The following is a 26036-nucleotide window of genomic DNA, read 5'->3' on the forward strand; positions in this document are numbered from 1 at the left end:
TCAGATCGGCGTGCGATCTGGACGCGACGTATCAGACGGCTGGGTTCGCCCACTACCGTAGTGCGGCGATGCATGGGGAGGCCTACCCATCGAGACGACCGGTGTCATGTCGGGCGTCTTCGGTAGGGTTCGCCGAGGTATGCATCAAGCCGGTTCCCAGGCAACTTCCCCAGATGGGTCAGACCGGTCCTCCGCCCGCGGCGCGACGGTAGCGCGCGGGCTGTCGCACCAGCCGCTGTCCGCACCTGCCCGAAGTCGGAGAGGAACCGAACCGCATGAGCGTCGTCTCACGCGCCGTGGAGCACCGTCGGTCCATCGCCTCTGCCGGGGTCGTCGCGCTGTTCGGCGCGGGGCTCGCCGGTTTCGCGCTCTGGTACGACGGCGAGGCGACGGTGGACGTCGACCTCAACGACTCCGGCGTGTGGGTGACGAACGCCGCCGACGGCGAGGTCGGCCGGTTCAACTACCAGGCCCAGGCGCTCGACGGCACGCTGTACGCCAACGCGACGGGCTTCGACGTCCAGCAGGACGCGCAGCGGGTGCTCCTGTCGAGCACGGGGGACTCCTCGGCCAGCCCCATCGACCCGGCGCAGCTCGCCCTGACCAGCACGATGAAGCTGCCCGGGGGCGCACAGGTCGCGTCGGGCGGCGCCACCACCGCGATCTACGACGACGAGTCGGGCACCGTGTGGGTGCTCCCGTTCGACGGCTCGGGGTCCTTCGACCCCGAGAAGTCCGAGCCCGCGCTCGAGAAGGTGGGCCAGGGCGCTCGGCTCGAGGTGAGCACGGGCGGCACGGTCGTCGTGGCGTCGCCCGCCGACCAGAAGCTGTGGACGATCCCGACCAGCGCGCGCGGCACGGCCGAGGACCCCGAGGAGGAACGGCTCTCGGTGCAGCCGGGGTCCGACGTGCAGGTGACCACCGTGGGCGAGGAGCCCGTGGTGCTCGACCGCTCGACGGGCAAGGTCGTGCTGCCGGGGGGCGACGCCGTGGAGGTCGACGGCGGCGCCGAGGCCCAGCTGCAGCAGCCGTCGCCCGACTCGGACATCGTGCTGCTCGCGACCTCGCGCGGGCTGGTCTCCCAGCCGCTCGACGGCGGGACGCCGACGAGGCGGACCGCGAACGGCACCCCCGCGCGGCCCGTCCAGCTGGGCGAGTGCGCCTACGGCGCGTGGTCCGTGTCCGGGCAGGTGGTGCGGGACTGCCCCGGGACCGACGACGACCAGGACGTCGTCCTGGAGGGGCTCTCCGCCGACAGCAACCTCGTCTACCGCGTGAACCGCGACGTCATCGTGCTCAACGACGTGGCCCGCGGCACGCTGTGGATGGCGGCGGACGAGTTCCAGAAGGTCGACGACTGGGACCTGACGATCCCGGAGAACGACGAGGGCGAGAAGACCGAGTCCGAGGAGACGACGCCGGAGCAGGTCGACCAGTTCGTCGCCGACCGCGACAAGAAGAACCGGCCCCCGCAGGCGAAGGACGACTCGTTCGGCGTCCGGCCCGGCCGCACCACGGTGCTCAACGTGCTCGGCAACGACGTCGACCCCGACGGCGACGTCATGACCGTCCGGGTCGACGGCGAGCCGACCGGTGACGCCGAGGTGGACCGGGTGCTCGACGGCGCTGCGCTGCAGGCCGACGTGCCCGCGGACGCGACGGGGAGCACCACGCTCACGTACGAGGTCGACGACGGCCGGGACGGGTCCGACACCGCGAAGGTCACGCTCACGGTGGTGCCGGACTCCGAGAACGACGCTCCCACCCAGACGGGCGAGCCGGTGCTGCGGGTCGGCCAGGACGGCACCGGCAGCATCAAGGTGCTGCCGTACTTCCGCGACCCCGACGGCGACGACCTCTTCCTCTCCCACGCCAGCACGGGCGACCCGAAGGACGAGGTGCGCTCCCGCCCGGACGGGACGATCGAGTTCCGCGACGGCGGGGCGGCCACCGGCCGCAAGATCGTCGACGTCACGGTCTCCGACTCCCGCGGCAAGCCGGTGGAGGGCACGCTGATCGTCGAGGTCGTGGCGACGAACGAGCCGCCGGTGGCGGTGCAGGACCACGTCACGGTGCTCGCCGGCCAGCCGGTCACCGTGCGGCCGCTCGAGAACGACACCGACCCGAACGGCGACCCCCTCCGGCTCGTGCACGTGGCCGAGAAGAAGGGGCTGTCGATCGCGAACAACCTCAACGCGGGGATGTTCACGGTCCAGGGCGACGAGCCCGGGTCGTTCGACGTGACCTACCAGGTGAGCGACGGGCCCAACTCGACGATGGGGCTGGTCCGGGTGGACGTCGTCGCGCCGCCGGAGGACGAGGCCCCGCCGGTGGTGGTCTCCGACCAGGTGCTGCTGCCGTCGGACGGGTCCGCGCTGCTGGACGTGCTGGCCAACGACACCGACCCGGCGGGCGGCGTGCTCGTCGTGCAGTCGGTCACCGTGCCGGACGACTCGCCCGTCGACGTGGCGGTGCTCAACCACGACGTCCTCAAGATCATGGAGAAGCAGCGGCTCGACGAGCCGGTGACCTTCGACTACACCATCGCGAACGGCAGCGGGTCCTCGACCGGCCAGGTGCGCGTGGTGCCCATCCCGGCCCCGGACACCCTGCGGCCGCCGGACGCGGGCGCCGACGAGGCGATCGTCCACACGGGCGACGTCGTCACCGTCCCGGTGCTGGACAACGACACCCACCCCGACGGGCTGGACGTCGAGCTGAACGACGAGCTGCAGGAGGAGCCCGAGGCGGAGCTCGGCGAGGCGTTCGTCTCCGAGGACACCGTGCGGTTCAAGGCGGGCTCCGAGGCGGGCACGGCCCACCTCGTCTACGAGGTCCGCGACAGCAACGGGCAGAAGGACTCGGCGCAGGTCACCGTCACGATCAAGGACGACGCGGAGAACACCGCCCCGCAGGTGCCCGACACCGAGACGCGGGTGCTCAGCGGCAAGACGGTGCGCATCCCGCTCGCGCTCGACGGCACCGACCCCGACGGCGACCAGGTCACGCTGAGCTCGATCGCCGGCGCCCCGGAGCAGGGCACGGCGACGATCGTGGACGGCTTCGTGGACTACACGGCGGCCGAGGGTGCAGCGGGCTTCGACTCCTTCACGTACCAGGTGACCGACACCCGCGGGGCGGTGAGCCAGGGCACCGTGCGCGTGGGCATCGCCGCGCCGCCGGAGACGAACCAGCCCCCGCAGGCCGTGGACGACGAGACCACGGTGCGGCCGGGCCGGACCGTGGCCGTGCGGGCGCTGGAGAACGACAACGACCCCGACGGCGACGAGATCGGCCTCGTCAAGGACGGCTTCGACGGGCTGCCGGACGGGCTGACGCCGAAGGCGGTCGAGGACGACATCGTCCTCGAGGCCCCCGCCGACGAGGGCGCGACGGCCTTCTACTACACGGTCCAGGACGCCTTCAAGGCGCGCTCCACCGGGTCGGTCACGGTGACGGTGGACGCCGACGCACCGCTGCTCCGGCCGGTCGCGAAGGACGACGTGGTGACGGCGGAGCAGGTCCGGGACGCGTCGACGGTCACGGTGGACGTGCTCGGCAACGACGTCGACCCCGACGGCGTGGCGTCCGACCTCGAGGTCTCCGTCGACCAGGGCGCGAGCGGGGTGACCGTCCGGGAGGACGGCCAGGTGCAGGTGGCACTGACGCCGCGGGCGCAGGTGATCACCTACACCGTCACGGACGTGGACGGGCTGCAGGCCAAGGCCTTCGTGCGGGTGCCGGGCGACCAGTCGCGGCCCTACGTGAAGCCGGGCTCGACCCCGCTGCAGGCGGTCAGCGGTGAGCCGCTGACCGTCGAGCTGGGCAAGCTCGTCGTGGTGCGGGACGGCCGGGAGCCCCGGATCACGGAGGAGTCGACGGTCGAGGCCACCGAGGGGGCCGCGGTCGTGCAGGACGCCGACACGATCGAGTTCACGTCGAGCGAGGACTTCGCCGGGTCGGCGTCGGTGAGCTTCGAGGTGACGGACGGCGACGGGCCCGACGACGAGGAGGGCAACAAGGCGGTGCTCACGCTGCCGATCGACGTGGTGCCCTCGACGAACCAGCCGCCGAAGGTGGTCGGCTCGCCGACCCTCGAGGTCGCGGCGGGCGAGGACAGCACCGTCGACCTGTCGCGGTACGTCAAGGATCCGGACAAGGACACGCTGACCTTCGACGTCGAGAGCCCGAAGGGCGTCACGACGTCCGTGTCGGGCGGCACCGTGACCGCGCAGGTCGAGCCGTCGGTGCCGAAGGGCACGAAGCAGGACGTCGCGTTCACCGTGTCCGACGGCAAGAACCCGCCCGTCAGCGGCAACCTCGAGGTCGCGGTGGTGGGCTCCACCCGCCCGCTCGTGCAGACGACGCCGGACAAGGTGCCCGACGCGCACCAGGGGGAGCCGGTGACGATCCCGGTGCTCGAGAACGACACCAACCCGTTCCCGGGCGAGGACCTGACCGTCGTGGGCGCGTACGGCGAGACCGGCTCGGGCAAGGTGTCGTACGACGACCGGAACATGATCATCACGCCGGACGAGAACTTCCACGGCGTGCTCACCGCGCGCTACACGGTCCAGGACGCCACGAAGGACCCCGACCGCCAGGTCGACGGCACCGTGACCCTGACCGTCCTCGGCCGGCCGGAGCCGCCGCGCGCGCCCAAGGTCGAGGAGGTGCGCTCCGGCACGGTCGTGCTGAGCTGGGAGCAGCCGAACAACAACGGCGCGGACATCACCGGCTACACGCTGCACGCCTCCGACGGCAAGACCCAGGAGTGCACCACCACGACCTGCACCTTCGACGGGCTGACCAACGACCTGGAGTACACGTTCACGGTCACGGCGACGAACGAGGTGGGCGACTCGGACGAGTCGGCGGCGTCGAAGAGCGCCCGGCCGGACGAGAAGCCGGACGCGCCGGCGGCCCCGACGCTGGAGTTCGGCGACGAGCAGCTCACGGTCACGTGGACCAACAAGGACTACAGCGACCGGTCCGCGATCACGTGCGTCAACCTGGAGATCAGCCCCGCGCCGGCCGACGGCAGGATCCAGAAGCCGTGCGTCGAGGGGACCTCGACGGTGTGGGAGGGGCTGACCAACGGCACCGCGTACACGGTGCGGGTGCAGGCGCTGAACAAGGCCCCGGACCCGTCCGACTGGGGCGAGGCCTCCTCCCCGGAGACCCCCGCCGGCCCGCCGGCGGCACCGGCGCCCCCGACGGCGAGCCGGGTGGACACCGCGGTGGGCGGGCAGACCACGGTGAGCTGGGAGCAGCCCGACACCAACGGTGCCCCGATCGAGAAGTACTACCTCGACATCTACGAGGGGGGGACGAAGAGCCGCACCGTCGAGGTGAGCGGCGGTTCCCGGTCGCAGGTCGTCGAGGGCCTCAAGACATCCGCGACCTACACGTTCAAGGTACGGGCGCAGAACAAGGCGGCGATCTCCGAGGCCAGCCCGGCGTCCAACGCGGTCGTGCCCTACGGCACGCCGACGGTCCCGGGGAACGTGCAGGCCGCGCTCGGGTCGAACACGAGCGGGCGGGCGGACGTGAGCTGGAGCGCCGCGGCCGAGTTCCGCGGGCCGAAGCCGTACTACCAGGTGCGGGCCAACGGCTCCGGCGCGCGGAACGTCGGCAACGTGACCTCGTACACGTACGACGGGCTGTCCAACGGCACCGCGTACACGTTCGAGGTGCAGGCCTGCAACGAGTACACCTGCTCCGCCTGGTCGGGGAAGTCGGGCTCCGTGACCCCCTTCACCACGCCGGGCACCCCGCGGGTGAGCTGGAGCGGGACCAAGAACGGCTCGGGGCGCGTGGACGACGGGTCGTTCTCGATCAACGCGCCGAGCAGCAACGGCGGGCGCGCCGTCGACAAGATCGAGTACAAGCTCACCGGCAGCGCGTCCGACAGCGGCACCAAGACCTCGTGGCCGGCGTCCGTCGGGGTGCCGACGGGCTACAGCAAGAGCTACACGCTGCAGGCCCGCGCCCACAACGAGGCCGGGTGGGGCGCCTGGGAATCGGTCACCGGGCGGACGGACGCGCCCCCGCAGCCTCGCGCCACGGTGTCCAAGGGCAGCCGGACCGGGGTCCAGGACGGCTGCTCGTCCGGCAACTGCAACTACTTCAAGGTCACGGCCAAGGACTTCGACGCGGGAACCCACCGCATCGAGTGCTGGTCGGGCAACAACCCCGACTCGAACGCGGGCTGGCACAACATCATCATGTCCGGCTCCAAGGTGTGGACCACGCCCGGCGGCCCCGGCTTCGACAGGAAGCTGGGGGCTGACACCACGATCCAGCTCGACTGCTACTACGGCTACGACGGCACCCAGGTCGCCGTGGTGATCGACGGCGAGCGATACGCCGCGACCACCTGGTGACCCCGTCCAGCCGGACCACGACTCCCCGAGACAACGAGCACGAAGGAACACCGAGATGACGATGACCCCCGAGCAGGCGACCTGGTTTGCCCAGACGTTCGAGCGCCTCGTCGGCAACGTGGGGCAGGCGGTCCTGGGCAAGGCGCCCGTGGTGCGCCTCGCGCTGACCTGCATGCTGGCGGAGGGCCACCTCCTGCTGGAGGACGCCCCCGGCACCGGCAAGACGGCGATGGCGCGCGCCATCGCGGCGTCCGTGCAGGGCTCCCACAACCGCATCCAGTTCACGCCGGACCTGCTGCCGTCCGACGTCACCGGCGTGACGATCTACGACCAGCGCACGCACGAGTTCGACTTCCGCCCGGGCCCGATCTTCGCGTCCATCGTGCTGGCCGACGAGATCAACCGTGCCTCGCCGAAGACGCAGTCGGCGCTGCTGGAGGTCATGGAGGAGGGCCGGGTCACCGTGGACGGCACCACGCACGACGTGGGCCGCCCGTTCATGGTGATCGCCACGCAGAACCCGATCGAGCAGGCCGGCACGTACCGCCTGCCCGAGGCGCAGCTCGACCGCTTCCTCATGAAGACGTCGGTGGGCTACCCGGACCACGCGTCCACGGTGGAGATCCTGTCCGGCGCGTCGGTGCGCGACCGCAGCCAGGCGCTGCAGCCGATCATCACGACGCAGGCCGTCACGGAGATGGCGACGCTCGGCTCGTCGGTGCACACCGACTCCGCGGTGCTCGAGTACGTGAGCCGCCTCGCGGAGGAGACCCGCAACGCGCCCGAGGCCCGGATCGGCGTGTCCGTCCGTGGCGCGCTCGCCCTGGTGCGGTGCTGCAAGGTGTGGGCGGCCGCGCACGGCCGCAACTACGTGCTGCCGGACGACGTCAAGCAGCTCGCGCAGCCCGTCTGGGCCCACCGCTTCGTGCTGGACCCGGAGGCCGAGTTCACCGGCGCCCGCGCGGAGGTCGTCCTCGCGCGCATCCTCGCCGACGTCGCCGCGCCGCAGGAGCGCGCCGCGGTATGACCTCGACATCGACCCCGGCGTCCCCGGCCCCCGCGGCCGCACGGGACACCGCCGGGAACCGGCTCGGACGCGGGTGGGTGCGCGCGTCCTCGGCCGTCGGCGCGCGCTGGGCGGCCCTCGTGCGGGCGTGCGCCCCGGTGACGCAGGCGTTCTCGACCTTCGGCGTGGCCGTGCTGATCGTGTGCGTGGGCGCGTGGGTGGCCGGGCTCGCCCTGGGCTGGCTCGAGGTGCTCGTGGGTGCGGTCGTGCTCACGGTGACCCTCGTGGCGGCCATCGGCTTCGTCCTGGGGCGCCTGCGGTACGAGGTCTCGCTCACGCTCACGCAGTCGCGCGTGACCGTCGGGGACCCGGCCGTGGGGCGCCTCGACGTGCGCAACGGCGCGGCGCGGCCGATCCTGCCGTCCGTGATGGAGCTGCCCGTGGGCCGCGGGACCGCCGCGTTCCCGGTGCCGCGGCTGCGCGGCGGCGGCACGCACGAGGAGATCTTCCGCATCCCGACCCGACGTCGGGGCGTCATCACGGTCGGCCCGGTGAAGTCGGTGCGCGCCGACCCGATCGGGCTGCTGCGCCGCGAGGTGACGTGGACGGACGAGCAGGAGCTGTTCGTGCACCCGCAGGTGAAGAACCTGGCCGGGTCGTCGACGGGCTACCTGCGCGACCTCGAGGGTCGTGTCACGACCGACATCACCGACTCCGACGTGTCGTTCCACGCCCTGCGCGAGTACGTCGCGGGCGACGACCTGCGGCACATCCACTGGAAGACCACGGCCCGCACGGGCACGCTCATGGTGCGCCAGTTCGAGGAGACGCGGCGCTCGCACCTCGCGGTGCTGCTCTCCACGCGGGCCGAGGACTACGCGAGCGAGGACGAGTTCGAGCTCGCGGTGTCGGTGTGCGCCTCCCTCGGCCTGCAGGCCATCAAGGAGGACCGCGGGGTCACCGTGCTCGTGCAGTCCGGCAGCCTGCGCGGCGACCACCACACCCGGCTGCTCGACGACCTGTCCCGCGTGGAGCTCGAGCCGTCGCGCCGCGCGCTCGTCGACCTCGCCCGCGCCGCGGGGAGCTCCGCCGCCGACGCGTCCGTGATCGCGTTCGTGCTCGGCAGCCGGGTGACCCCGACGGAGCTGCGGTCCGCGTCCGCCCGCCTGCCCGCGGGCGTGAACGTCATGGCGATCCAGTGCGTGCCGGGGGCGAACCTGTCGCGGCACACCATCGCGGAGGTCGGCGTCCTGACCCTCGGACGGCTGGGCGACCTGCCGATCGCGCTGAAGAAGATGAGCGAGACATGAACGACGAGACCACACGCGGCGGGCGCCGGGCCTGGTCCGGGGAGGGCGCGGGCGACGACTCGCTGCGCACCGGCACCGGGCTCGGCCGCGGGACGACCCGCCGCAAGGAGGCGTCGCGCCCGCGCGCGACGTCGCCGCTCGCCCTGGTCGACCTGGCCGCGCTGGTGGTGCTGCTCGCGGCCGTCGCCGTCGGCTTCGGGCCGGTGTGGGGGTCGGCGGGCTACGTGCTGCCCGCCGCCGGGGGCGCCGTCGTCGGCCTGGCGGTCGCCTGGCTCGGCGCCTGGCGCCGGTTCCCGGCCGTGCTGGTGCTGGCCGTCGCGGTGGTCGCGTACCTGCTGTTCGGCGCGGTCCTCGCGCTGCCGCAGGACGCGATCGGCGGGGTGCTGCCGAGCCTGCAGACCCTCCAGGACCTCCTGATCGGCGCGGTCGAGGGCTGGAAGCAGTTCATCACCACGGTGCCGCCGATGAGCTCGTTCCCCGAGCTCGCGGTCGTGCCCTATCTGCTGATGCTGCTCGTGGCGCTCACCGCCGGCACGATCGCCTGGCGCGCCCGGCACGCGGTCTGGGCGATGGTCCCGGTGCTGGCCGGGTTCGTCGGCGTCATCCTGCTCGGCACGCTCGACGCGGCGCTGCCGGTGGCCCAGGGCATCACGATCGCCCTCGTCGGCCTGCTGTGGGGCGGCGTCCGGGCGATGGAGGCGCGGGTCGGGACCCACTCGATCAGCACCGAGCAGAGCGAGGAGGCCACCCGCCGCCTGCGCTGGTACCGGGTGCGCACGGGCGCCGCCATCCTCGGCGTCGCGGCCGTGACCGCGGCCTTCGCGGCGCCGGCGATCATGCCGGCCCAGCCGCGGTCGGTGCTGCGCGAGACGATCGTGCCGCCGCTCGACCTGCACCAGTACGCGAGCCCGCTCGTCGGCTTCCGCCACATCGTGAAGGAGCAGCGGGAGGACGAGCTGTTCACGGTGAGCGACCTGCCCGAGGACGGTCGCGTGCGCCTGGCCGCGCTCGACCGCTACGACGGGGTGGTCTACGACGCCTCCGGGACCGGCGGCGACACCGGCGTGTACAGCCGCGTCGGCACGACCATCGCGACCGCCCAGGAGGGCACGCCGCAGCGCGTCGACGTGACCGTGACGGGGTACGACGGGGTGTGGGTGCCGCAGTTCGGCGCGCTCACGGGCCTCACCTGGACGTCCGCGAACGCGCGCGCCCAGGACGAGGGCTCCTACTACAACTCGACCACCGGCACGGTGCTCACGACCGCGGGCGTGCGCCCCGGCGACACCTACAGCCTGGACACGATCGCCACGGAGGAGCCGTCCGAGGACGCGCTCAAGAAGGCGACGATCGTGGGCGCCGAGCTGCCCGAGACGGATCCGTCGTCCCTGCCGCCGGGGCTGCCCGCGAAGGCGGTGCAGTTCGCGGGGGAGGAGACGGACCCGGCCACGAAGCTGTTCCTCATCCGCGACGCCCTCGCGGCGTCCGGCGTCCTGTCCAGCGGGCTCGAGGGCCAGTACCCGTCGCGCCCCGGCCACTCCGCGGAGCGGATCGACACGCTGGTGCAGCAGGAGAAGATGGTGGGCGACGACGAGCAGTTCGCCGTCGCGCTCGCCCTCATGGCGCGGCAGGCCGGCATCCCGGCGCGCGTCGTCATGGGCTTCTACCCCGGCAAGGACAGCAACTACACGGCCGGCGAGCCCTGGACCGTGCTGGGCAGCGACGTGCACGCCTGGGTCGAGGTGCCGACCGCGGAGTACGGGTGGGCCGCGATCGAGGCCGTGCCGGAGCAGAAGCCGCAGATCCAGCCGGAGCCCAAGTCGGAGCAGGTGCCCAAGCCGCCGGTGCTCCAGGAGCCGGAGCCGCCGGAGGAGCCCGAGCGGGTCGAGGCCGGCACGGTCGAGGACGACGAGGAGGAGGCCGAGAACGAGGCCTTCGACTGGCGCCTCGTGGGCCTGGTCGTGCTGATCGTCGGGATCCCGCTGCTGCTGATCGGCGGCCCGATCGTCGCGATCCTCGCGTACAAGGCGCGTCGTCGGGCCCGACGACGCACGGCCGACGACGCCGCCGCCCGGATCAGCGGCGGCTGGCACGAGGTCGTGGACGTCGCCACCGACCTGGGCAGCACCGTCCCCCCGTCGGCCACCCGCCGGGAGAGCGCGTACCTGATCGCCGAGCAGTACCGGGCGCCCGGTACGCTCGCTCTCGCCCACCGCGCGGACGCAGGCGTCTTCGGGGAGGGCGAGCCCAGTGCCACGGAGGCGGACGACTTCTGGCGCGAGGTGGACGAGCTCGTCGCGGGGGTGCGGTCCGGTGTCGATCGGCGCCGCCGGCTCTTCGGGGCCCTGTCCCTGCGGTCGCTGCGTGCTCGCGCGACGTGGCGGCCGGGGCGGGCGCTCGGTCGGTTCGCGCGGGACGTCGGCGCCAAGGTCTCCGGGGTCGGTTCGAGGATCGTCTCCAGGGACGGCTCCAGGAGCAAGGAGAAGAGATGAGTGACGTGCAGTGCGCCGGCTGCGGGTCCACGCAGCGGGCGGGCGCGCCGTTCTGCGCCGTGTGCGGGCGCGAGTTCCCGCGCACGGGCAGGCCGGTCGGGGCGCCCGCGGGCCCGCCGCGGGGCGCGTTCGACGCCGCGGCCGGCGTCGCCGGCCCGGGGGGTCCCGCGTCCCTGGTGCACACCGGCACCACGGAGCCCGAGATGATGACGGCCACCCAGGTGCCCGCGTACCTGGGGTCCTCGACGGCCGAGCCGGAGGCCGCGCCCGTGTACGCGCACGTGGGTCGCCGCATCGTCGCGTTCCTGCTCGACGGCGTCGTGGCGGGGGTGCTCTTCGGGATCGTGTACGGCATCGGGTTCTCGACGATCGACCTGCCGTCGGGCGTCATCAGCTCGTCCGACCCGCGGTTCGCGGCGCTCGCCACCCAGATCCTCACCGTGGCGGGCCTCGCCTCCGCGGCGGCGGGCCTGTACTGGCTCGCCATGCTGATCTGGGAGGGCCTGACCGGCAAGACGCTCGGCAACCTGGTCATGGGCATCCGCACACAGGGCGTCGACGGCGGCATGCCGATCGGGGTGGGCCGCGCGCTCCTGCGCTACCTGGTCGTCGCCGCCTGCGGCCTCGTGCCGTTCTTCGGCACGATCCTCGTGCAGCTCAGCCCGCTGTGGGACGGCGGCGGCCGCCGCCAGGGCTGGCACGACAAGGCCGGGAAGGCCGTCGTCGTGGACGCGCGCGCCATGCAGCGTGCCGCGGCCCCGCGCACCGCCAGCTTCGCCCCGGCCTCCGGGGGCCCAGTGGCGGGCCCCGCCGCCCCGCCGTCGGCGCCGTCCGCCGTCCCGCTGGGGGCGGTGGCAGCGCCGCCGACGCCGACGCAGCAGCCGGCGCCGCCGCAGCAGGCGCAGCAGCCGGTGAACCAGCCGCCGTACCTGCCGGCGAACCAGCCGCCGTACCAGGCCCCCGCCGGCCCGCCGGCCGGCGTGCCGGACCCGTACGCGGCGCCGGCTCACCAGCCGCTGGCCGGTCCGGCGTCGGGTGCGGGCGGGCTCATCACCGGGGTTCCGGGGTCGCCCGCCCAGCCGCCGGCGTCGTCGGGGCCGCAGCAGGCGATGCCCGACCCGCAGCAGCTCCAGCAGCAGTTCCAGCAGCCGGTCCCGCAGCCTCAGCAGCCCGCCGCGCCCGAGGTGTCGGAGCACACGAGCTTCGAGACGCGCATGCAGTCGCGGGCGCAGCGTCAGGAGCTGCGCCCGGCGCCCGTCGTGGGCGTCGTGCTCGAGCTCGAGTCGGGCGACCGGCACACCGTCGACGGGCCGGCTCGGGTCGGCCGCAACCCGGAGGCGTCGGCGGGCGAGACCGTCACGCTCGTGCGCATCGACGACCCGACCCGTTCGGTGTCGAAGAACCACGCCGACCTGGACGTGGACTCCGCCGGCCTGTGGATCAACGACCGGGGGTCCACGAACGGGACCGTCATCTCCGTCGCCGGCCTGCCGCCGCGCGTGGCCGAGCCCGGCGCGCGCGTCCGGGTGCCCATGGGGGCCACGATCCACGTGGGCGACCGTCGCATCGTCGTCCACCCGGGGAACCCCGCATGACCGACGACGACGCGCTCGTCCTGTCCTGGGGCAGCTCGTCGCACGTGGGGCGCCGGCGCAAGGTCAACGAGGACGGGTACCTGGCCGGCGCGGGCGTGTTCCTGGTGGCGGACGGGATGGGCGGTCACGACGCCGGCGAGGTCGCCAGCGCCGTCGCGCTCGACACGCTGAGCCCGCTGCAGGACGAGCCGCGGGTGGACGCCGACCGGGTGGCGGAGCTCGTCGCCCTGGCGCAGTCGCGGGTGCGGGCGATCGACACCGGCCCCTCGGGGCGCGGTGCGGGCACGACGCTCACCGGCGCGCTGGTCTCCGAGCAGGACGACGTCCCCTACTGGCTGTTCGTGAACGTGGGCGACTCGCGCACCTATCTGATGTCGAGCGGCGTGCTGGACCAGGTCAGCGTGGACCATTCCGAGGTGCAGGAGCTGGTGGACGCGGGGATGCTCACGGTGCAGGAGGCGCGACTGCACCCGCGCCGCAACGTCGTGACGCGGGCGCTGGGCGCGGACTCCACGCCCACGCCCGACTTCCGGTACGTCCCGGTCGCCGCCGGCGACCGGGTGCTGGTGTGCTCCGACGGCCTGACCGTCGAGCTCACCGACGAGCGGATCGCCCGGGTGCTCCTGGAGCACCCGGACCCGCAGCGGGCGGCGAGCCGGCTCGTGGACGAGGCTGTCGCGGCGGGAGGCCGCGACAACATCACGGTCGTGGTGGTCGACGTCACCCACGCGGTGGACGACGACGAGACCGCGACCAGCCCGCGGGGCGGGCAGGTGCTGGACGACGAGGACACGATCCCCACGCCCGAGGGCGCGTGGGGCCGGGCCTCGATGACCGGGGGGCAGGAGGTCGACGCATGATGACGGTGGGATACGTCGAGGGCACGGCGCAGGCGGTGGTACGGGGGGACACCGTGCTGCTGCTGCCGCAGCCCGTGGAGCCGGAAGTGGTCACGCGGCTCTGGGAGGCGCTCGAGGCGCCCGAGCAGGGCGGGGTCGTGTCCGTGGTCGGGGCGCTGACGGACGTCGCGGGGAGCCTCACCGCGGTGCCGCCCTTCGCGGTGGTGACGCTCGACGCCCGCGCGCGCGAGGCACGTGTCGCCGTGCGCGGGACGTCCGCCGCGGTGCGGGTGCGCGCGGCGGGCGGCGACGTGGAGGTGTCCGGCGTCGGCGTGCTCATGTGGGCCGAGCGCGTGGTGGAGGACGTGGCCGCGGTCGAGCTGGCGCTGGACCCCGGCCCTGCCGTGGACGGCCCGGTCTGGCCGCTGCAGGGCGGGGTGGTCCGCGCGGCGCTCCTGCGTCGGACGCTGGACGGCAGCGACGTCGCCGGCGTGACGCCGGCCTCGACGTCGGCCGTTCCTGCACCGGTCGAGCCGGCAACGGTCGAGCCGGCACCGGTCGTTCCGGCCCCGGTCGAGCCGCTCGCCGCGCTCGGGGGCGGCGACCCGGACGCCTGGCCACTGCCGGGCCAGTCGAAGCTGCGCGCCCCGGCGCCGCCGGCGGTCGTCGCGGTCCCTTCGCAGGAGACGTTGATCGGGGGCGCCGACGGCCTCCCGCTGCCGATCGCGACGGTCTCGGCGCCCGACGTCGGCGGGGCCGGTGACGCGTCGGACGCCGCCGGCCAGGACGGGCCCGTCGACGGGGCGCCGGACGCCGGCGACGAGACGCCCGCGCCGACGGACCAGGAGCAGGGCGAGCCGCACGCGGACACCGTGCTCGGCGGCGACGGGGACGACTACGACCACCTGTTCGGCGACACCGTGTTCCGCAGCGTCGAGGACGCGGCGGTGCGGCTCGCGGGCGACGAGGAGGGCGAGGACGACGCGGAGGCGTCGCCCGGGCCCGCGGCGGTCCCGGAGCCTCCGGCACCGGAGGCGCCCGCTCCGGAGGCGCCTGCTCCGGCGGGCCCGCCCGCGCCCCCGGCGTCGTCGGACGGCGGGCTGATCGCGTCGGTCCCGTTCGGCCCCGGCGTCCCCGGCACCCCGGCGGCCGCGTCCCGTGCCGCCTCCGTGCCGGCGGAGCCCCTGGCCGGGCCGCCCCCGGCACCCGCCGGGCCCGTCGACGACCACGACGGCAACACGATCATGACCTCGGACCTGGCCGCGCTGCGCGAGGCCGCGGGCACCGCGCTGCCGCAGTTCGGCGCACCCGCGGCCCCCGGGGCCCGGGAGGTCCTGGCGCTGGAGTGCCCGCAGGGCCACCCCAACCCGCCGACCCGGCAACAGTGCCGCACCTGCGGCGTCGCGCTGGACGGCGACCCGGCGCTCGCGCCGCGGCCGCCGCTGGGCCGGGTCCGGATCGGGTCGGAGGACGGCGCGCCGGCGGGGGAGGACCAGGTGGTGGAGCTCGACCGCGACGTCGTGGTCGGGCGCCGCCCCCGGTCCAGCACGACGTCGGCGGACCGCATGCCCCGGATGGTCACGGTCCCGAGCCCGCAGAAGGACATCTCCCGGTCGCACGTCCAGGTGACGCTCGAGGAGTGGCACGTGCTCGTGGAGGACCTCGCCACCACCAACGGCACCGTCCTGCTGCGCCCGGGGCAGAAGCCCCGGCGCCTCCACCCGAACCAGAAGGAGATCGTCGTCGACGGCGACGTGCTGGAGCTCGGGGACGGCATCACGCTCGCGTTCGAAGGGATCTGGTGACTCCTCGATGAGCAGCAAGCGGGCACCCTCCGCCCCGCCGGAGATCCCGGGCTACACCTATCGCAAGGTCATCGGCACCGGCGGCTTCTCCGACGTCTTCCTCTACGAGCAGCACCGGCCGCGCCGCCAGGTGGCGGTCAAGGTGCTGCTCAAGGAGTGGTCGAACGACACCCAGCGCGCGGCGTTCGACGCCGAGGCCGACCTGATGGCGACCCTGGGGAACCACCCGTCGATCGTCACGATGTACGAGGCGGGGGTCGCCCCCGACGGGCGGCCCTACCTCGCGCTCGAGTACTGCTCGCGCCCGAACCTCGGCGCGCGCTACCGCGCGGAGCGCATGTCGGTGCCGGAGGCGATGCGCACGACGATCCAGATCGCGGGCGCGGTCGAGACGGCGCACCGCCTCGGCATCCTGCACCGTGACATCAAGCCGGCGAACATCCTGGTCACCCAGTTCGGGCACCCGGCGCTCACCGACTTCGGCATCTCCTCCACCGTCGACTCGGCGTCCGTCGCGGAGGGCATGTCCATCCCGTGGTCGCCGCCCGAGTCGTTCGGCGACCCGCCGGTCAGCGGCATCGCGACGGACGTGTGGGCCCTGGGCGCCACCTGCTACACCCTGCTCGCGGGTCGGACGCCGTTCGAGGTGCCGGGCGGGTCCAACTCGTCGGCCGACCTCATGGGCCGCATCGCGACCACCCCCCTGGCGGAGATCGGGCGCGGCGACGTCCCCGAGTCGCTGGAACGGGTGCTGCGCATCGCGATGGCGAAGCGGCCGGGGTCGCGGTACCCGACGGCGCTCGCGTTCGCGCGCGCGGTGCAGCAGGTGCAGGTCGAGCTGGCGCGCGACATGACTCCGATCGACCTCCTCGACGAGGCCGGGTCGGTGCTCGAGGACGAGGACGAGGCCGAGGGCACCCGGATGAACCGGGTCCGGGCGATCGACCCGGAGCAGCGCAGCACGCCGCCGGGGCCCGCCGTGGCGTCCGTGCCCTTCGCGCCGGTCCAGGCGCCGCCGTACCCGACGGCCGCGCCGGCCGCTCCCCAGGGCACGTCCCTGGCCACGGAGTCCGCGTGGTCGGCACCGGCCACCGCGTCGCCCTCCCTGGGGCGGGTGCCGACGGTGGACGCGGCGGGCCAGCTGCCCGACGCGTCGGTGGACGAGACGGTCTTCCGCACGGAGCGTCCGGCGGCGACCGCGACCGACGACGACAGTGCCGCCGAGGCGCCCGCCGCGTCGCGCTGGGCGTGGCTGCTCGTCGCCGTCGGGTCGGTCCTCGTCCTCGGTGTCGGCGGTCTGATCTGGTGGCTGAACCGCGACGCCGGGACCGAGCCCGCCGTGGCCGACCCGGGGACAACGCAGACCGCGGCGCCCGCCGACCCGCTCGGCGGCTACGTGCCGCCGGTGCAGGACCTGCAGGCCGTGGTCGAGGGCGACGAGGTCGTCGTGACCTGGGAGCCCCCGCGCGAGGCGGAGGACGGCGACGAGTTCGGCTGGAAGCAGCTCTCGCTCACCTCGGAGTCGCAGTACACGACGACGGAGAAGACGTCGGCCAGCGTCCCGGCGGACCGCAGCAAGGACGTGTGCGTGCAGGTCGTGGTGATCCGGGACGGCAGCAGCCTGTCGCAGACGGAGCAGACCTGCGTCACGGCCGGTGCCGACGCGAGCGAGGGGGCGACGGGCTGATGGGCGAGCTGGCGATCGAGTTCTGCGGCGAGTGGTTCCGGCCCTCGCCCGAGGTGCCGTTCGACATCGGTCGCGAGGGCGACCTGGCGATCGACGACAACCTGTACCTGCACCGCCGCTTCCTCCGCGTCACCTGCGACGACGACATCTGGTGGCTCACCAACGCGGGGTCGAACATCGCCGCCACCGTGAGCGACGTCCGGGGCGGCGTGCAGTCCTGGCTGCCGCCCGGTCACCGCCTGCCGATCGTGCTGCCGCACACGGCGATCGTCTTCACCGCCGGCCCCACGACGTACGAGCTCACCGTCTCCCTCAGCGACGCGCCGTACTACGAGGTGCACCCGGAGGACCCGGGCAGCGGCGACACGACGATCGGCGCGGTGCAGTTCACCGTGAGCCAGCGCCAGCTCATCGTCGCGCTCGCGGAGCCCATGCTCCGGCGCGAGGGCACGGGCCTCAGCGAGATCCCGTCCAGCGTCGACGCGGCGCGGCGGCTCGGCTGGGCCACCACGCGCTTCAACCGCAAGCTCGACAACGTCTGCGACAAGCTCGACCGGATCGGGGTCAAGGGGCTGCGCGGCGGCCCCGGGGGCGCGGCGACCAACCGCCGGGCGCGCCTCGTCGAGCACGCCGTGACCTCCCGCCTGGTCACCGCCGACGACCTCCACCTCCTCGACCAGAAGGACGACGCCTGACGTGCGCATCAAGCTCACCCTGCACCGGTCGGACGACTCGTCCGTCGACGTGGCGGTCACGGCGGACGCCACCGCCAGCGTCCGTGACGTCGCCGAGGCGCTGTACTCCGGCGACCCCGGTCGCCGCGGCGCGGCCGCCCCGGAGAACCTGACGCTCCAGGTCGTCGGCGACGGCACGGCCCAGCACACCGTGACGGCCGGGAGGGTGCTCACGCCGACCAGCGACCTGGTGCAGGCGGGTCTGCGGTCCGGCTCCGGGGTGTCGATCGTGCGGCTCTCCGACCAGTTCGTGCACGCCGGGCAGGACCGCGGGGCGGCCGTCGCCGTCCTGCGCGTCCTCGAGGGCCCGGACTCCGGGCGCGAGTTCCACCTGCCCGTGGGCACCTCCTACCTCGGCCGCGACCGGGGCATGGACATCCGGCTGCAGGACGCCCAGGTCTCCAAGCGGCACGCGCGGATCATCGTGGGGGAGCAGCTCGAGATCCACGACCTCGACTCCGCGAACGGGCTCGAGATGGGCGGCAAGCGGATGACCCGCTCCGTCCTCACGTCGTCCGACACCGTGACCGTGGGCCAGAGCGTCGTGTCGGTGGTGTCCCTGCACCGTTCGACGAGCCTCCCGCCCACCAGCCCCGTGGTGGAGTTCAACCGCTCGCCCCGCGTCGTCGCGCGGTTCGGCGAGCGCAAGATCACGGCGCCCAAGCCCCCGAAGCCGGTGCCTCCGGGCCGGCTCCCGTGGATCCCCATGATGGCGCCCGCCCTCATGGGCCTGGTGATGTTCGCGTTCTTCAACAACCCGCGGATGCTCGTGTTCATGTTCATGAGCCCGCTGATCATGCTGGGCGTCTACTACGACCGGCGGATCGCGCGGAAGAAGGACTTCGAGCGGGCGTCGGAGCTGTTCGAGGAGGCCGTCACCGCCACGCAGGAGCGGATCGCCCGGACGCACGCCGTCGAGCGGGCGGTGCGCCTGGCCGAGGTCCCGTCCCTCGCGGAGTCGCTCGACGCGGTGCGCCGCCTCGGCGGGCTGATGTGGACCCACCGGCCCGAGCACCGTGGCTTCCTCACCCTGCGCCTCGGCATCGGGGCGGCGCCGTCGCGCACCGAGTTCACCGAGCCGCGGGAGAACGAGGCGATCCCGGAGCACTGGGAGAAGGTGCTCGAGCTGCAGTCGCGCTGCGCGGTGATCGACGACGTGCCCGCCGTCGCCGCGCTGCGCTACGGCGGCAACGTCGGCCTGGCGGGGCCTGCCGGCATGGTCGAGTCCGTGGCGCGCGCCGCGCTGCTGCAGATGGTGGCGCTGCACTCGCCGTCGGAGGTCGTGCTCACGGCCCTGACGTCCCACCGCTCGCGCGAGGACTGGGAATGGCTCCAGTGGGTGCCGCACACCGGCTCGCCGCACAGCCCGCTGGGGACCTCGGACCACCTGGCCGCCGACCCGGGCCGCGGCCTCGCCCTGCTGACCCGCCTCGAGGAGCTCATCGAGGCCCGCGGGATCAGCCTGGACGGGCCGCCGCCGCTGGAGACGGAGCGGGACCCCGAGAAGGACCGCGGCGAGGCCGCGCCCAAGCCGGTGCTCCCGGCCGTGGTGGTGCTCGTCGAGGACGACACGCCGCTCGAGCGGTCGCGGCTCGTGCGGCTCGCGGAGCGCGGCCCCAAGGCGAACGTGCACGTCGTGTGGGTGGCCCCCACGGTGGAGCAGCTCCCCGCCGCGTGCCGGACGTTCGTGCTCCTCGACGCCCAGGAGGGCGCCGGCTCCGGCATGACGGGCGAGGTGCACTACGGCCGCCTCGCGTTCCCCGTGCGCTGCGAGGCGGCGGACCTGGCCACGGCGGCCGAGGTGGCCCGCATCCTGTCCCCGGTGGTCGACGTCGGCGCGCCCGTGGACGACGAGTCCGATCTGCCCCGCTCGGTGTCCTACCTGGCGCTCGCGGGCACGGACCTCGGCTCCGACGCGGCCGGCGTCGTCGAGCGGTGGCGCGAGAACCTCTCTCTCACGCCGCGCGACGGCTCGCCGCCGGTGCGCCGCAAGACGCCGACCAACCTGCGCGCGCTCATCGGGCACAACGGCGTCGAGCAGTTCTACCTGGACCTGCGCACCCAGGGCCCGCACGCCCTGGTCGGCGGCACCACCGGCGCCGGCAAGTCCGAGTTCCTGCAGTCGTGGGTGCTGGGCATGGCCGCGGCGCACAGCCCCGACCGCGTCACGTTCCTGTTCGTGGACTACAAGGGCGGCGCGGCGTTCGCCGACTGCGTCCACCTGCCGCACACGGTGGGCCTGGTCACCGACCTGTCGCCGCATCTCGTGCGGCGGGCGCTGTCGTCGCTGCGGGCGGAGCTGCACTACCGCGAGCACCTGCTGAACCGGAAGAAGGCCAAGGACCTCGCGTCCCTGGAGCGCACGGGCGACCCGGAGGCGCCGCCGAGCCTCATCATCGTGGTGGACGAGTTCGCGGCGCTGGTGGGCGAGGTCCCCGAGTTCGTGGACGGCGTCGTCGACGTCGCCCAGCGCGGCCGGTCCCTCGGCCTCCACCTCATCCTCGCGACGCAGCGCCCCGCGGGCGTCATCAAGGACAACCTGCGCGCCAACACCAACCTGCGCATCGCCCTGCGGATGGCCGACGAGTCGGACTCCAAGGACGTGCTGGGCGACAAGATGGCGGCGCACTTCCCGCCGTCGATCCCCGGTCGCGGCGCGGCCAAGACCGGCCCCGGCCGGCTCACGACCTTCCAGACCGGCTACGCCGGCGGCTGGACGAAGGACGAGCCGGAGCCGTCCCAGATCGACGTCGAGGAGATGGACTTCGGCACGGGACGGCGCTGGGAGATGCCGACGGTCGCCCGGTCGGACGACGACGGGGACCCGGGGCCGAACGACATCGCGCGCATGGTGGCGACGATCCGCCACGCGGCGACGAGCGCGGGCGTGCCCGCGCCCCGCAAGCCGTGGCTCGAGGAGCTGGCCGCCACCTACGACCTGGCCCTGCTGCCCAACCCGCGCACGGACTCGCGGCTGCTGCTCGGCGTGCGGGACGACCCGCACGGGCAGGCCCAGCCGACCGTGCACTACGAGCCGGACGTCGACGGCAACCTCGCCGTGTACGGCACGGGCGGCACCGGCAAGAGCACCACGCTGCGCACCATTGCGGTGACCGCCGGGCTCACGGCCCGCGGCGGCCCGGTCCAGGTGTACGGCATCGACTGCGGCTCGGGCGGCCTGTCGATGCTGGAGAGCCTGCCGCACGTCGGCGCGGTGATCTCGGGCGACGACGAGGAGCGGGTGTCCCGCCTCATGCGGCGGCTCACCGAGCTGCTGGACGAGCGCTCCGCGCGGTACGCGGAGGTGCGGGCGAGCACGATCGACGAGTACCGACGCATCGCGAACCGCCCGGACGAGCCCCGCATCATCGTGCTGGTCGACGGCATCCAGTCGTTCCGGGACAGCTACGAGATCTTCGCGGGGCGGGGGTTCTCGGTCTACGGCGCGTTCTCCCAGCTGGCGACCGACGGCCGCCCCGTGGGCATCCACCTGGTGATGTCGGGAGACCGGGCCGTGGCGGTCCCGCCGGCGCTCGCCTCGACCGTGCAGAAGCGGATCGTGCACCGCATGGCGCGCGAGGACGACTACATGATGCTCAACGTCCCGAAGGACGTGCTGACGCCCGCCTCGGCGCCGGGCCGCGCGATCATGCACGGCCAGGAGGCGCAGATCGCGGTGCTCGGCGGAGACCCGAACGGCGCCGTGCAGTCGCGCGAGCTGGCGAAGCTCGAGCAGACCATGCGGCGCATGGGCACGGTGCAGGCCCCGGGCGTGGCACGGCTGCCCGACAACTTCGCGCTGGACACGCTGCCGGTGCGCACGGGCGAGCTCGCGACGATCGGTCTGCGCGACCTCGACATCGCGCCGGTCGGCCTGCCGATGCGCTCGCCGTTCATGCTGGCCGGTCCGCCCGGGTCGGGGCGCACGACGGCGTTCGTCACGCTCGCGACGGCGCTGCGGCGCCGGGGCGGCACCCGCCTGGTGTACCTGTCGTCGCGGCGCACGAGCCTGGGCGCCCTGGACCTGTGGGACCAGCAGGCGGCCAACCCGGAGGACGTCGTCGAGCTCGTCAAGGAGCTCACGGAGGTGCTCGACTCGGAGCGGGTCGCGCCCGGCGGGCTCGCGGTGATGATCGAGAACTACACCGAGCTCACGGGCACCCCCGCGGAGAAGCCGCTCGAGGCGTTCGTGAAGCTCGCGGTGCGCAAGGAGCACTTCGTCCTCGGCGAGTCGGAGTCGTCCACCTGGTCGAAGGCGTTCACGCTGGCCGGCCCGTTCAAGTCGGGGCGCAACGGCATCCTGCTGACGCCCGGCGACACGGACGGCGACACCCTGATGAACACGCCGCTCGGGCGCATGCGGCGCAAGGACTTCCCGCCCGGCCGCGGGTTCCTCATCACGGCGGGTCGCGCCGTCAAGATCCACGTGGCCCTGCCGGGCTGACGGGAGCAGGGCGATGGGGAGGTCTCCCCATGTCCCGACGTCGCGGGCTCTGGTTGAGTGAGCGGCGTCGAAACGTGAAGAGGTTGTCCGTAGGGGGCAGCCATGAGTGAAGGAGCATCACATGGTCGCAGAGGGTGGCAACGTCTTCGGTCTTGACGTCGAGGCAGTCCGGAGCCTGGCGAACGTTCTGCGGGAGCAGGCGGAGCAGGTGCGCACGACGGTGACCACGATCACGTCGCAGATGGGTCAGACGGAGTGGAACGGTCCGGACGCGGTGCAGTTCCAGGAGGAGTGGGACGGGACGCACTCGGCGAAGCTGAACGAGATCGCGTCGGCGCTGGACGGGTACGCCACGACGGCGGACAACAACGCGTCGCAGCAGGAGGACACCTCGAACTCGTACTGAGTTCGGGTGCGTCCCCGTCGCGGGGACGTGCGAGGGGTGCGGCACCACGGACGTGGCGCCGCACCCCTCGTGGTCCGTCGGCGGGCGTGCTGGAGCGACGCCCCGGGTGCGGCTCGCGTGGGCGGACGTCGTCGGCGGCGCCGTGGTCATGGGTCTCCCGGGCGTCGTCGGGCTCGTCATGGCTGGCTGCGCGAGGGCACCTGACCGCGGACGCCGGCGGGGGAGCGTCGTCGCTCCCTGACCGCTTCCTGGACGGACGTATCGAGCCGCATGGGTAGCGCTCCCCATTCCCGGATGCCCCGGGCTCTGGTTGAGTCAGCGGCGTCGAAACGTGAAGAGGTTGTCCGTAGGGGGCAGCCATGAGTGAAGGAGCATGACATGGTCGCAGAGGGTGGCAACGTCTTCGGTCTTGACGTCGAGGCAGTCCGGAGCCTGGCGAACGTTCTGCGGGAGCAGGCGGAGCAGGTGCGCACGACGGTGACCACGATCACGTCGCAGATGGGTCAGACGGAGTGGAACGGTCCGGACGCGGTGCAGTTCCAGGAGGAGTGGGACGGGACGCACTCGGCGAAGCTGAACGAGATCGCGTCGGCGCTGGACGGGTACGCCACGACGGCGGACAACAACGCGTCGCAGCAGGAGGACACCTCGAACTCGTACTGAGTTCGGGTGGGGTCCCCGTCGCGGGGACGAACGAGGGGTGCGGCACCACGGCAGCGGTGCCGTACCCCTCGAACGCTGGGTCGGTCGAGTGGTGCGGATCCCGGACGGACGTCCGGTGGGGTGTTGAGGAGGAGCTGTGGGCGAAGGGATGTACGGCGCCGATATCGAGGCGCTGCGTCTGCTCGCGGACAAGATCGCAGAGGGCGGCACCACGCTGGAGGGCGTCATCACCGCCGTCGAGGGTGCGATGCCCGGTCCGGAGGGCTGGGACGGGCCCGACGCAGAGGGCTTCCGCTCGGAGTGGGGCGACACGCACGTCGTGCTCCTGCGCGACACGGCGAACCTGCTGAGCGACGTCGCGACGAGGGCGCGCGAGAACGCGGACGAGCAGGACACGACGTCGAACGACTACACGGGCTTCGGCGGGGCCACGGGCAGCGGCACCGGGAACGCCGGCGGTGGCGGTGGTGGTGGCGGTGGCGGCGGGGTCGGCGACGAGGAAGAGGAGGGCGGGGAGAACCCGCTGTCCTCGCCCGGGGCCGACCCGACGCGGACGCCGACCGATACCACCGACCCGAACTACAACTGGACCGACGGGTACGAGGGCGGGCAGCACCGTGGTCCCTCGTACGAGTCCGAGGTCCAGATCCGGACGGGCGAGAACGGCACCGACGGCACCGGCACCGGCGACGGCACCGGCAACGGCAACGGCAACAGCGACCTGACCAGCTCGGAGAAGGGGAACGTCGGCGAGACGCTCCTCGAGGGGGAGACGGGCGGCTTCGTCGGGTACGAGGCGGGCGCCGAGGGCGAGTTCGGCTCCGAGGACGGCTTCCACGGCTCGGGCGAGGCGGGTGTCGCCGCCGGCGCCGGGTACGACGCGTCCGGTGAGGTGAGCGTCTCGGAGAACGGCCTCGTCGCGGAGGGTTCGGTCGGGGCCAGCGCCGGCGTGAGCGCGAACGCGAGCGGCCAGGTCGGCGTCGGGGGGCACCTGACCGCCGAGGGCTCGGCCGACGCGCTCGTCGGCGCGCGTGCCGAGGCCACCGGCGGGGTGTCCGTGGGCCCGCACGGCCTGGGCGCCAGCGTCGGCGTCGACGCCTTCGCGGGCGCCGAGGCGGGCGTGGACGGCTCCGTGAACATCGCGGGCGCGCAGGTGGGCGCCGGCGCGGAGGTCTACGCGGGCGTCGGTGTGACCGCCAACGCGGACGTCAACGTCGGCTGGGACAGCGTGGGCGTCGACCTGGAGCTGGGTGCGGCGCTCGGCGTCGGTGCCGGCTTCGACGTCTCGTTCGACTGGTCGCCGTCCGAGACGGTCGACGCGATCGGTGACCTCGGTGGTGACTTCGTCGACGGGATCACCGGTGGATGGTGGTGACCCGGAATGGCTGCGACTGATTGGATGAGGACATGAGCACAGTCACCTACCCGAGCGAGACGTTCCCGGGTTTCCCGGAGATCTCGATGGACTGCCCGGAGGGCTGGGTGCCGCACCCGGTGCCGGCCGCACAGCTCGCCATCGTGCAGCAGCGACCGGACGGGGAGTTCCGCCCCAACGTCGTGGTGGTGATGCAGCGGCTCAGCGGTGACCAGACGATCGAGGAGGTCATCCAGCAGGCTGTCGAGCGGCTGGAGGCGACCCCCGGGTACGAGGAGGTCGGCCGTATCCGCACGACGCTCGCCGGAGCGCCCGCGGCCCGGATCGAGGGCGCGTGGTCGACGGAGGAGACCGGCACGGTCGCGCAGGCCCTGCGGATCGCCGTCATCGAGCACGACGGCGTCCGGGACGTCGTCGAGGTCACGGGGACGTGCGCGGGCTCGCAGGCCACGGAGGTCTGGCAGACCGTCCGGGCCATCCAGGACAGCGTCGAGCTGGTCACCCGATGACGGCCGGGGACCAGGGAGTCCAGCGCTTCGCGGTGGTCAGCCGCGTCGTCGTGCTCGTCGTCGGCATCGCCCTCCTGGCGTTCGGCGCCCTCGCGCTCGCCTCCGGCAGCACGGTGCTCGGCATCGCGCTGATCGTGGTGGCGGCGCTGCTCGTCATCGCCCGAGGGGTCTGGACCGCGGTGCGCGGCACGCGCGCCGTGGAGGCCGGTCGGGAGAAGGCCCAGGTGCCGGCCGCCCCGGTCGTGGCGCCGGGCGCGGCGTCGCCCGTCGACCGGGTCGTGGCCGACCTGGTCGGGATGAACAGCGACGGCCTGCCCTACCGCATCGACGCGACGCGGTCGGGGGACGACGTCCAGGTCGAGGTCCGCTGGAAGTCCGAGGAGCTCCGCTGGAAGACGCTCTTCGTCCGCGGGCGGGTAGCGTACGCGTGGCGCATGGAGCTGACGCTCGACCCGGCGAAGGCGCACTACAAGTTCACCGAGTACTCCGGGACGGCGTCGACCAGCGCGGGCTTCGGCCCCGGCGGCGTCTACGCCCGCGGCGACTGGAACTGGAAGCGGGGAAAGACGGCGTTCCAGACGTCGGCCTCGTTCCGCGAGGGCGCCGACGGCCAGATCGTCGTCGCGGACGCCAGCGGGGCACGGTCCTCCTGGGAGGGCGCGACGATCATCCGCCCCGCCGACGCCAAGAAGCCGGTCTTCACCGTGCTGCGCCACCACGGCTGGCGTCCCCGGGTCGACTGGGCCGGCTCGCGCATGTTCGAGAAGTAGCCCCACCCATCGAAG

15 protein-coding genes are annotated in these 26036 nt (G+C 73.5%); all 15 read left to right on the forward strand.

Annotation, left to right across the window (positions count from 1 at the left end; all coding sequences use genetic code 11):
* Window positions 1–275: 275 nt before the first annotated feature.
* The 15 genes from ACFQ8T_RS19435 to ACFQ8T_RS19505 all read left to right on the forward strand — a co-directional run bounded on the left by ACFQ8T_RS19435 (window position 276) and on the right by ACFQ8T_RS19505 (window position 26021).
* The gene (locus tag ACFQ8T_RS19435; RefSeq protein WP_430548119.1) at window positions 276–6386 is read left to right on the forward strand and encodes an Ig-like domain-containing protein; all 6111 of its coding nucleotides are present in this window, start codon (window positions 276–278) and stop codon (window positions 6384–6386) included.
* 55 nt (window positions 6387–6441) lie between these two features.
* Window positions 6442–7413 (forward strand): AAA family ATPase, encoded by a 972-nt coding sequence (locus ACFQ8T_RS19440; protein ID WP_430548120.1) that lies wholly within the window; start codon window positions 6442–6444, stop codon window positions 7411–7413.
* On the forward strand, window positions 7410–8702 hold the full coding sequence (locus ACFQ8T_RS19445) for a DUF58 domain-containing protein (protein ID WP_430548121.1): 1293 nt from the start codon (window positions 7410–7412) through the stop codon (window positions 8700–8702). The genes ACFQ8T_RS19440 and ACFQ8T_RS19445 overlap by 4 nt, the downstream gene beginning before the upstream one ends.
* Window positions 8699–11194 (forward strand): transglutaminase family protein, encoded by a 2496-nt coding sequence (locus ACFQ8T_RS19450; RefSeq protein ID WP_430548122.1) that lies wholly within the window; start codon window positions 8699–8701, stop codon window positions 11192–11194. Before ACFQ8T_RS19445 ends, ACFQ8T_RS19450 begins: the two co-directional genes overlap by 4 nt.
* The gene (locus tag ACFQ8T_RS19455) at window positions 11191–12789 is read left to right on the forward strand and encodes an RDD family protein (RefSeq protein WP_430548123.1); all 1599 of its coding nucleotides are present in this window, start codon (window positions 11191–11193) and stop codon (window positions 12787–12789) included. Before ACFQ8T_RS19450 ends, ACFQ8T_RS19455 begins: the two co-directional genes overlap by 4 nt.
* Complete coding sequence (locus ACFQ8T_RS19460) at window positions 12786–13649, forward strand: PP2C family protein-serine/threonine phosphatase (protein ID WP_430548124.1); 864 nt, start codon at window positions 12786–12788, stop codon at window positions 13647–13649. Before ACFQ8T_RS19455 ends, ACFQ8T_RS19460 begins: the two co-directional genes overlap by 4 nt.
* On the forward strand, window positions 13646–15433 hold the full coding sequence (locus ACFQ8T_RS19465; RefSeq protein WP_430548125.1) for an FHA domain-containing protein: 1788 nt from the start codon (window positions 13646–13648) through the stop codon (window positions 15431–15433). Before ACFQ8T_RS19460 ends, ACFQ8T_RS19465 begins: the two co-directional genes overlap by 4 nt.
* A gap of 7 nt (window positions 15434–15440) precedes the next feature.
* Window positions 15441–17120 carry a serine/threonine protein kinase gene (locus ACFQ8T_RS19470; RefSeq protein ID WP_430548126.1) on the forward strand — a complete coding sequence of 560 codons (1680 nt, stop codon included), beginning with the start codon at window positions 15441–15443 and terminating at the stop codon, window positions 17118–17120.
* Complete coding sequence (locus ACFQ8T_RS19475) at window positions 17120–17815, forward strand: hypothetical protein (protein WP_430548127.1); 696 nt, start codon at window positions 17120–17122, stop codon at window positions 17813–17815. Before ACFQ8T_RS19470 ends, ACFQ8T_RS19475 begins: the two co-directional genes overlap by 1 nt.
* A 1-nt stretch (window position 17816) precedes the next feature.
* Window positions 17817–22298 carry an FtsK/SpoIIIE domain-containing protein gene (locus tag ACFQ8T_RS19480; protein WP_430548128.1) on the forward strand — a complete coding sequence of 1494 codons (4482 nt, stop codon included), beginning with the start codon at window positions 17817–17819 and terminating at the stop codon, window positions 22296–22298.
* Between the two features lie 121 nt (window positions 22299–22419).
* On the forward strand, window positions 22420–22704 hold the full coding sequence (locus ACFQ8T_RS19485) for a WXG100 family type VII secretion target (RefSeq protein ID WP_430548129.1): 285 nt from the start codon (window positions 22420–22422) through the stop codon (window positions 22702–22704).
* Between the two features lie 378 nt (window positions 22705–23082).
* Window positions 23083–23367, forward strand: a complete 285-nt coding sequence (locus ACFQ8T_RS19490) for a WXG100 family type VII secretion target (protein WP_430548129.1) — start codon at window positions 23083–23085, stop codon at window positions 23365–23367.
* 136 nt (window positions 23368–23503) lie between these two features.
* On the forward strand, window positions 23504–24742 hold the full coding sequence (locus ACFQ8T_RS19495) for a hypothetical protein (RefSeq protein ID WP_430548130.1): 1239 nt from the start codon (window positions 23504–23506) through the stop codon (window positions 24740–24742).
* A 32-nt stretch (window positions 24743–24774) separates the two neighbouring features.
* The gene (locus ACFQ8T_RS19500) at window positions 24775–25251 is read left to right on the forward strand and encodes an LpqN/LpqT family lipoprotein (protein ID WP_430548131.1); all 477 of its coding nucleotides are present in this window, start codon (window positions 24775–24777) and stop codon (window positions 25249–25251) included.
* Window positions 25248–26021, forward strand: a complete 774-nt coding sequence (locus ACFQ8T_RS19505; RefSeq protein WP_430548132.1) for a hypothetical protein — start codon at window positions 25248–25250, stop codon at window positions 26019–26021. Before ACFQ8T_RS19500 ends, ACFQ8T_RS19505 begins: the two co-directional genes overlap by 4 nt.
* Window positions 26022–26036 lie beyond the last annotated feature (15 nt).

Origin of the sequence: Isoptericola sp. NPDC056618, assembly GCF_042792715.1 — a bacterium.
GTDB classification, from domain to species: Bacteria; Actinomycetota; Actinomycetes; order Actinomycetales; family Cellulomonadaceae; genus Isoptericola; species Isoptericola nanjingensis.

Bases quoted from the DNA above. Each gene is read 5' to 3' on its own strand.
- ACFQ8T_RS19435 (WP_430548119.1), top strand. From the start codon at position 276: ATGAGCGTCGTCTCACGCGCCGTGGAGCACCGTCGGTCCATCGCCTCT.
- ACFQ8T_RS19440 (WP_430548120.1), top strand. From the start codon at position 6,442: ATGACGATGACCCCCGAGCAGGCGACCTGGTTTGCCCAGACGTTCGAG.
- ACFQ8T_RS19445 (WP_430548121.1), top strand. From the start codon at position 7,410: ATGACCTCGACATCGACCCCGGCGTCCCCGGCCCCCGCGGCCGCACGG.
- ACFQ8T_RS19450 (WP_430548122.1), top strand. From the start codon at position 8,699: ATGAACGACGAGACCACACGCGGCGGGCGCCGGGCCTGGTCCGGGGAG.
- ACFQ8T_RS19455 (WP_430548123.1), top strand. From the start codon at position 11,191: ATGAGTGACGTGCAGTGCGCCGGCTGCGGGTCCACGCAGCGGGCGGGC.
- ACFQ8T_RS19460 (WP_430548124.1), top strand. From the start codon at position 12,786: ATGACCGACGACGACGCGCTCGTCCTGTCCTGGGGCAGCTCGTCGCAC.
- ACFQ8T_RS19465 (WP_430548125.1), top strand. From the start codon at position 13,646: ATGATGACGGTGGGATACGTCGAGGGCACGGCGCAGGCGGTGGTACGG.
- ACFQ8T_RS19470 (WP_430548126.1), top strand. From the start codon at position 15,441: ATGAGCAGCAAGCGGGCACCCTCCGCCCCGCCGGAGATCCCGGGCTAC.
- ACFQ8T_RS19475 (WP_430548127.1), top strand. From the start codon at position 17,120: ATGGGCGAGCTGGCGATCGAGTTCTGCGGCGAGTGGTTCCGGCCCTCG.
- ACFQ8T_RS19485 (WP_430548129.1), top strand. From the start codon at position 22,420: ATGGTCGCAGAGGGTGGCAACGTCTTCGGTCTTGACGTCGAGGCAGTC.
- ACFQ8T_RS19490 (WP_430548129.1), top strand. From the start codon at position 23,083: ATGGTCGCAGAGGGTGGCAACGTCTTCGGTCTTGACGTCGAGGCAGTC.
- ACFQ8T_RS19500 (WP_430548131.1), top strand. From the start codon at position 24,775: ATGAGCACAGTCACCTACCCGAGCGAGACGTTCCCGGGTTTCCCGGAG.
- ACFQ8T_RS19505 (WP_430548132.1), top strand. From the start codon at position 25,248: ATGACGGCCGGGGACCAGGGAGTCCAGCGCTTCGCGGTGGTCAGCCGC.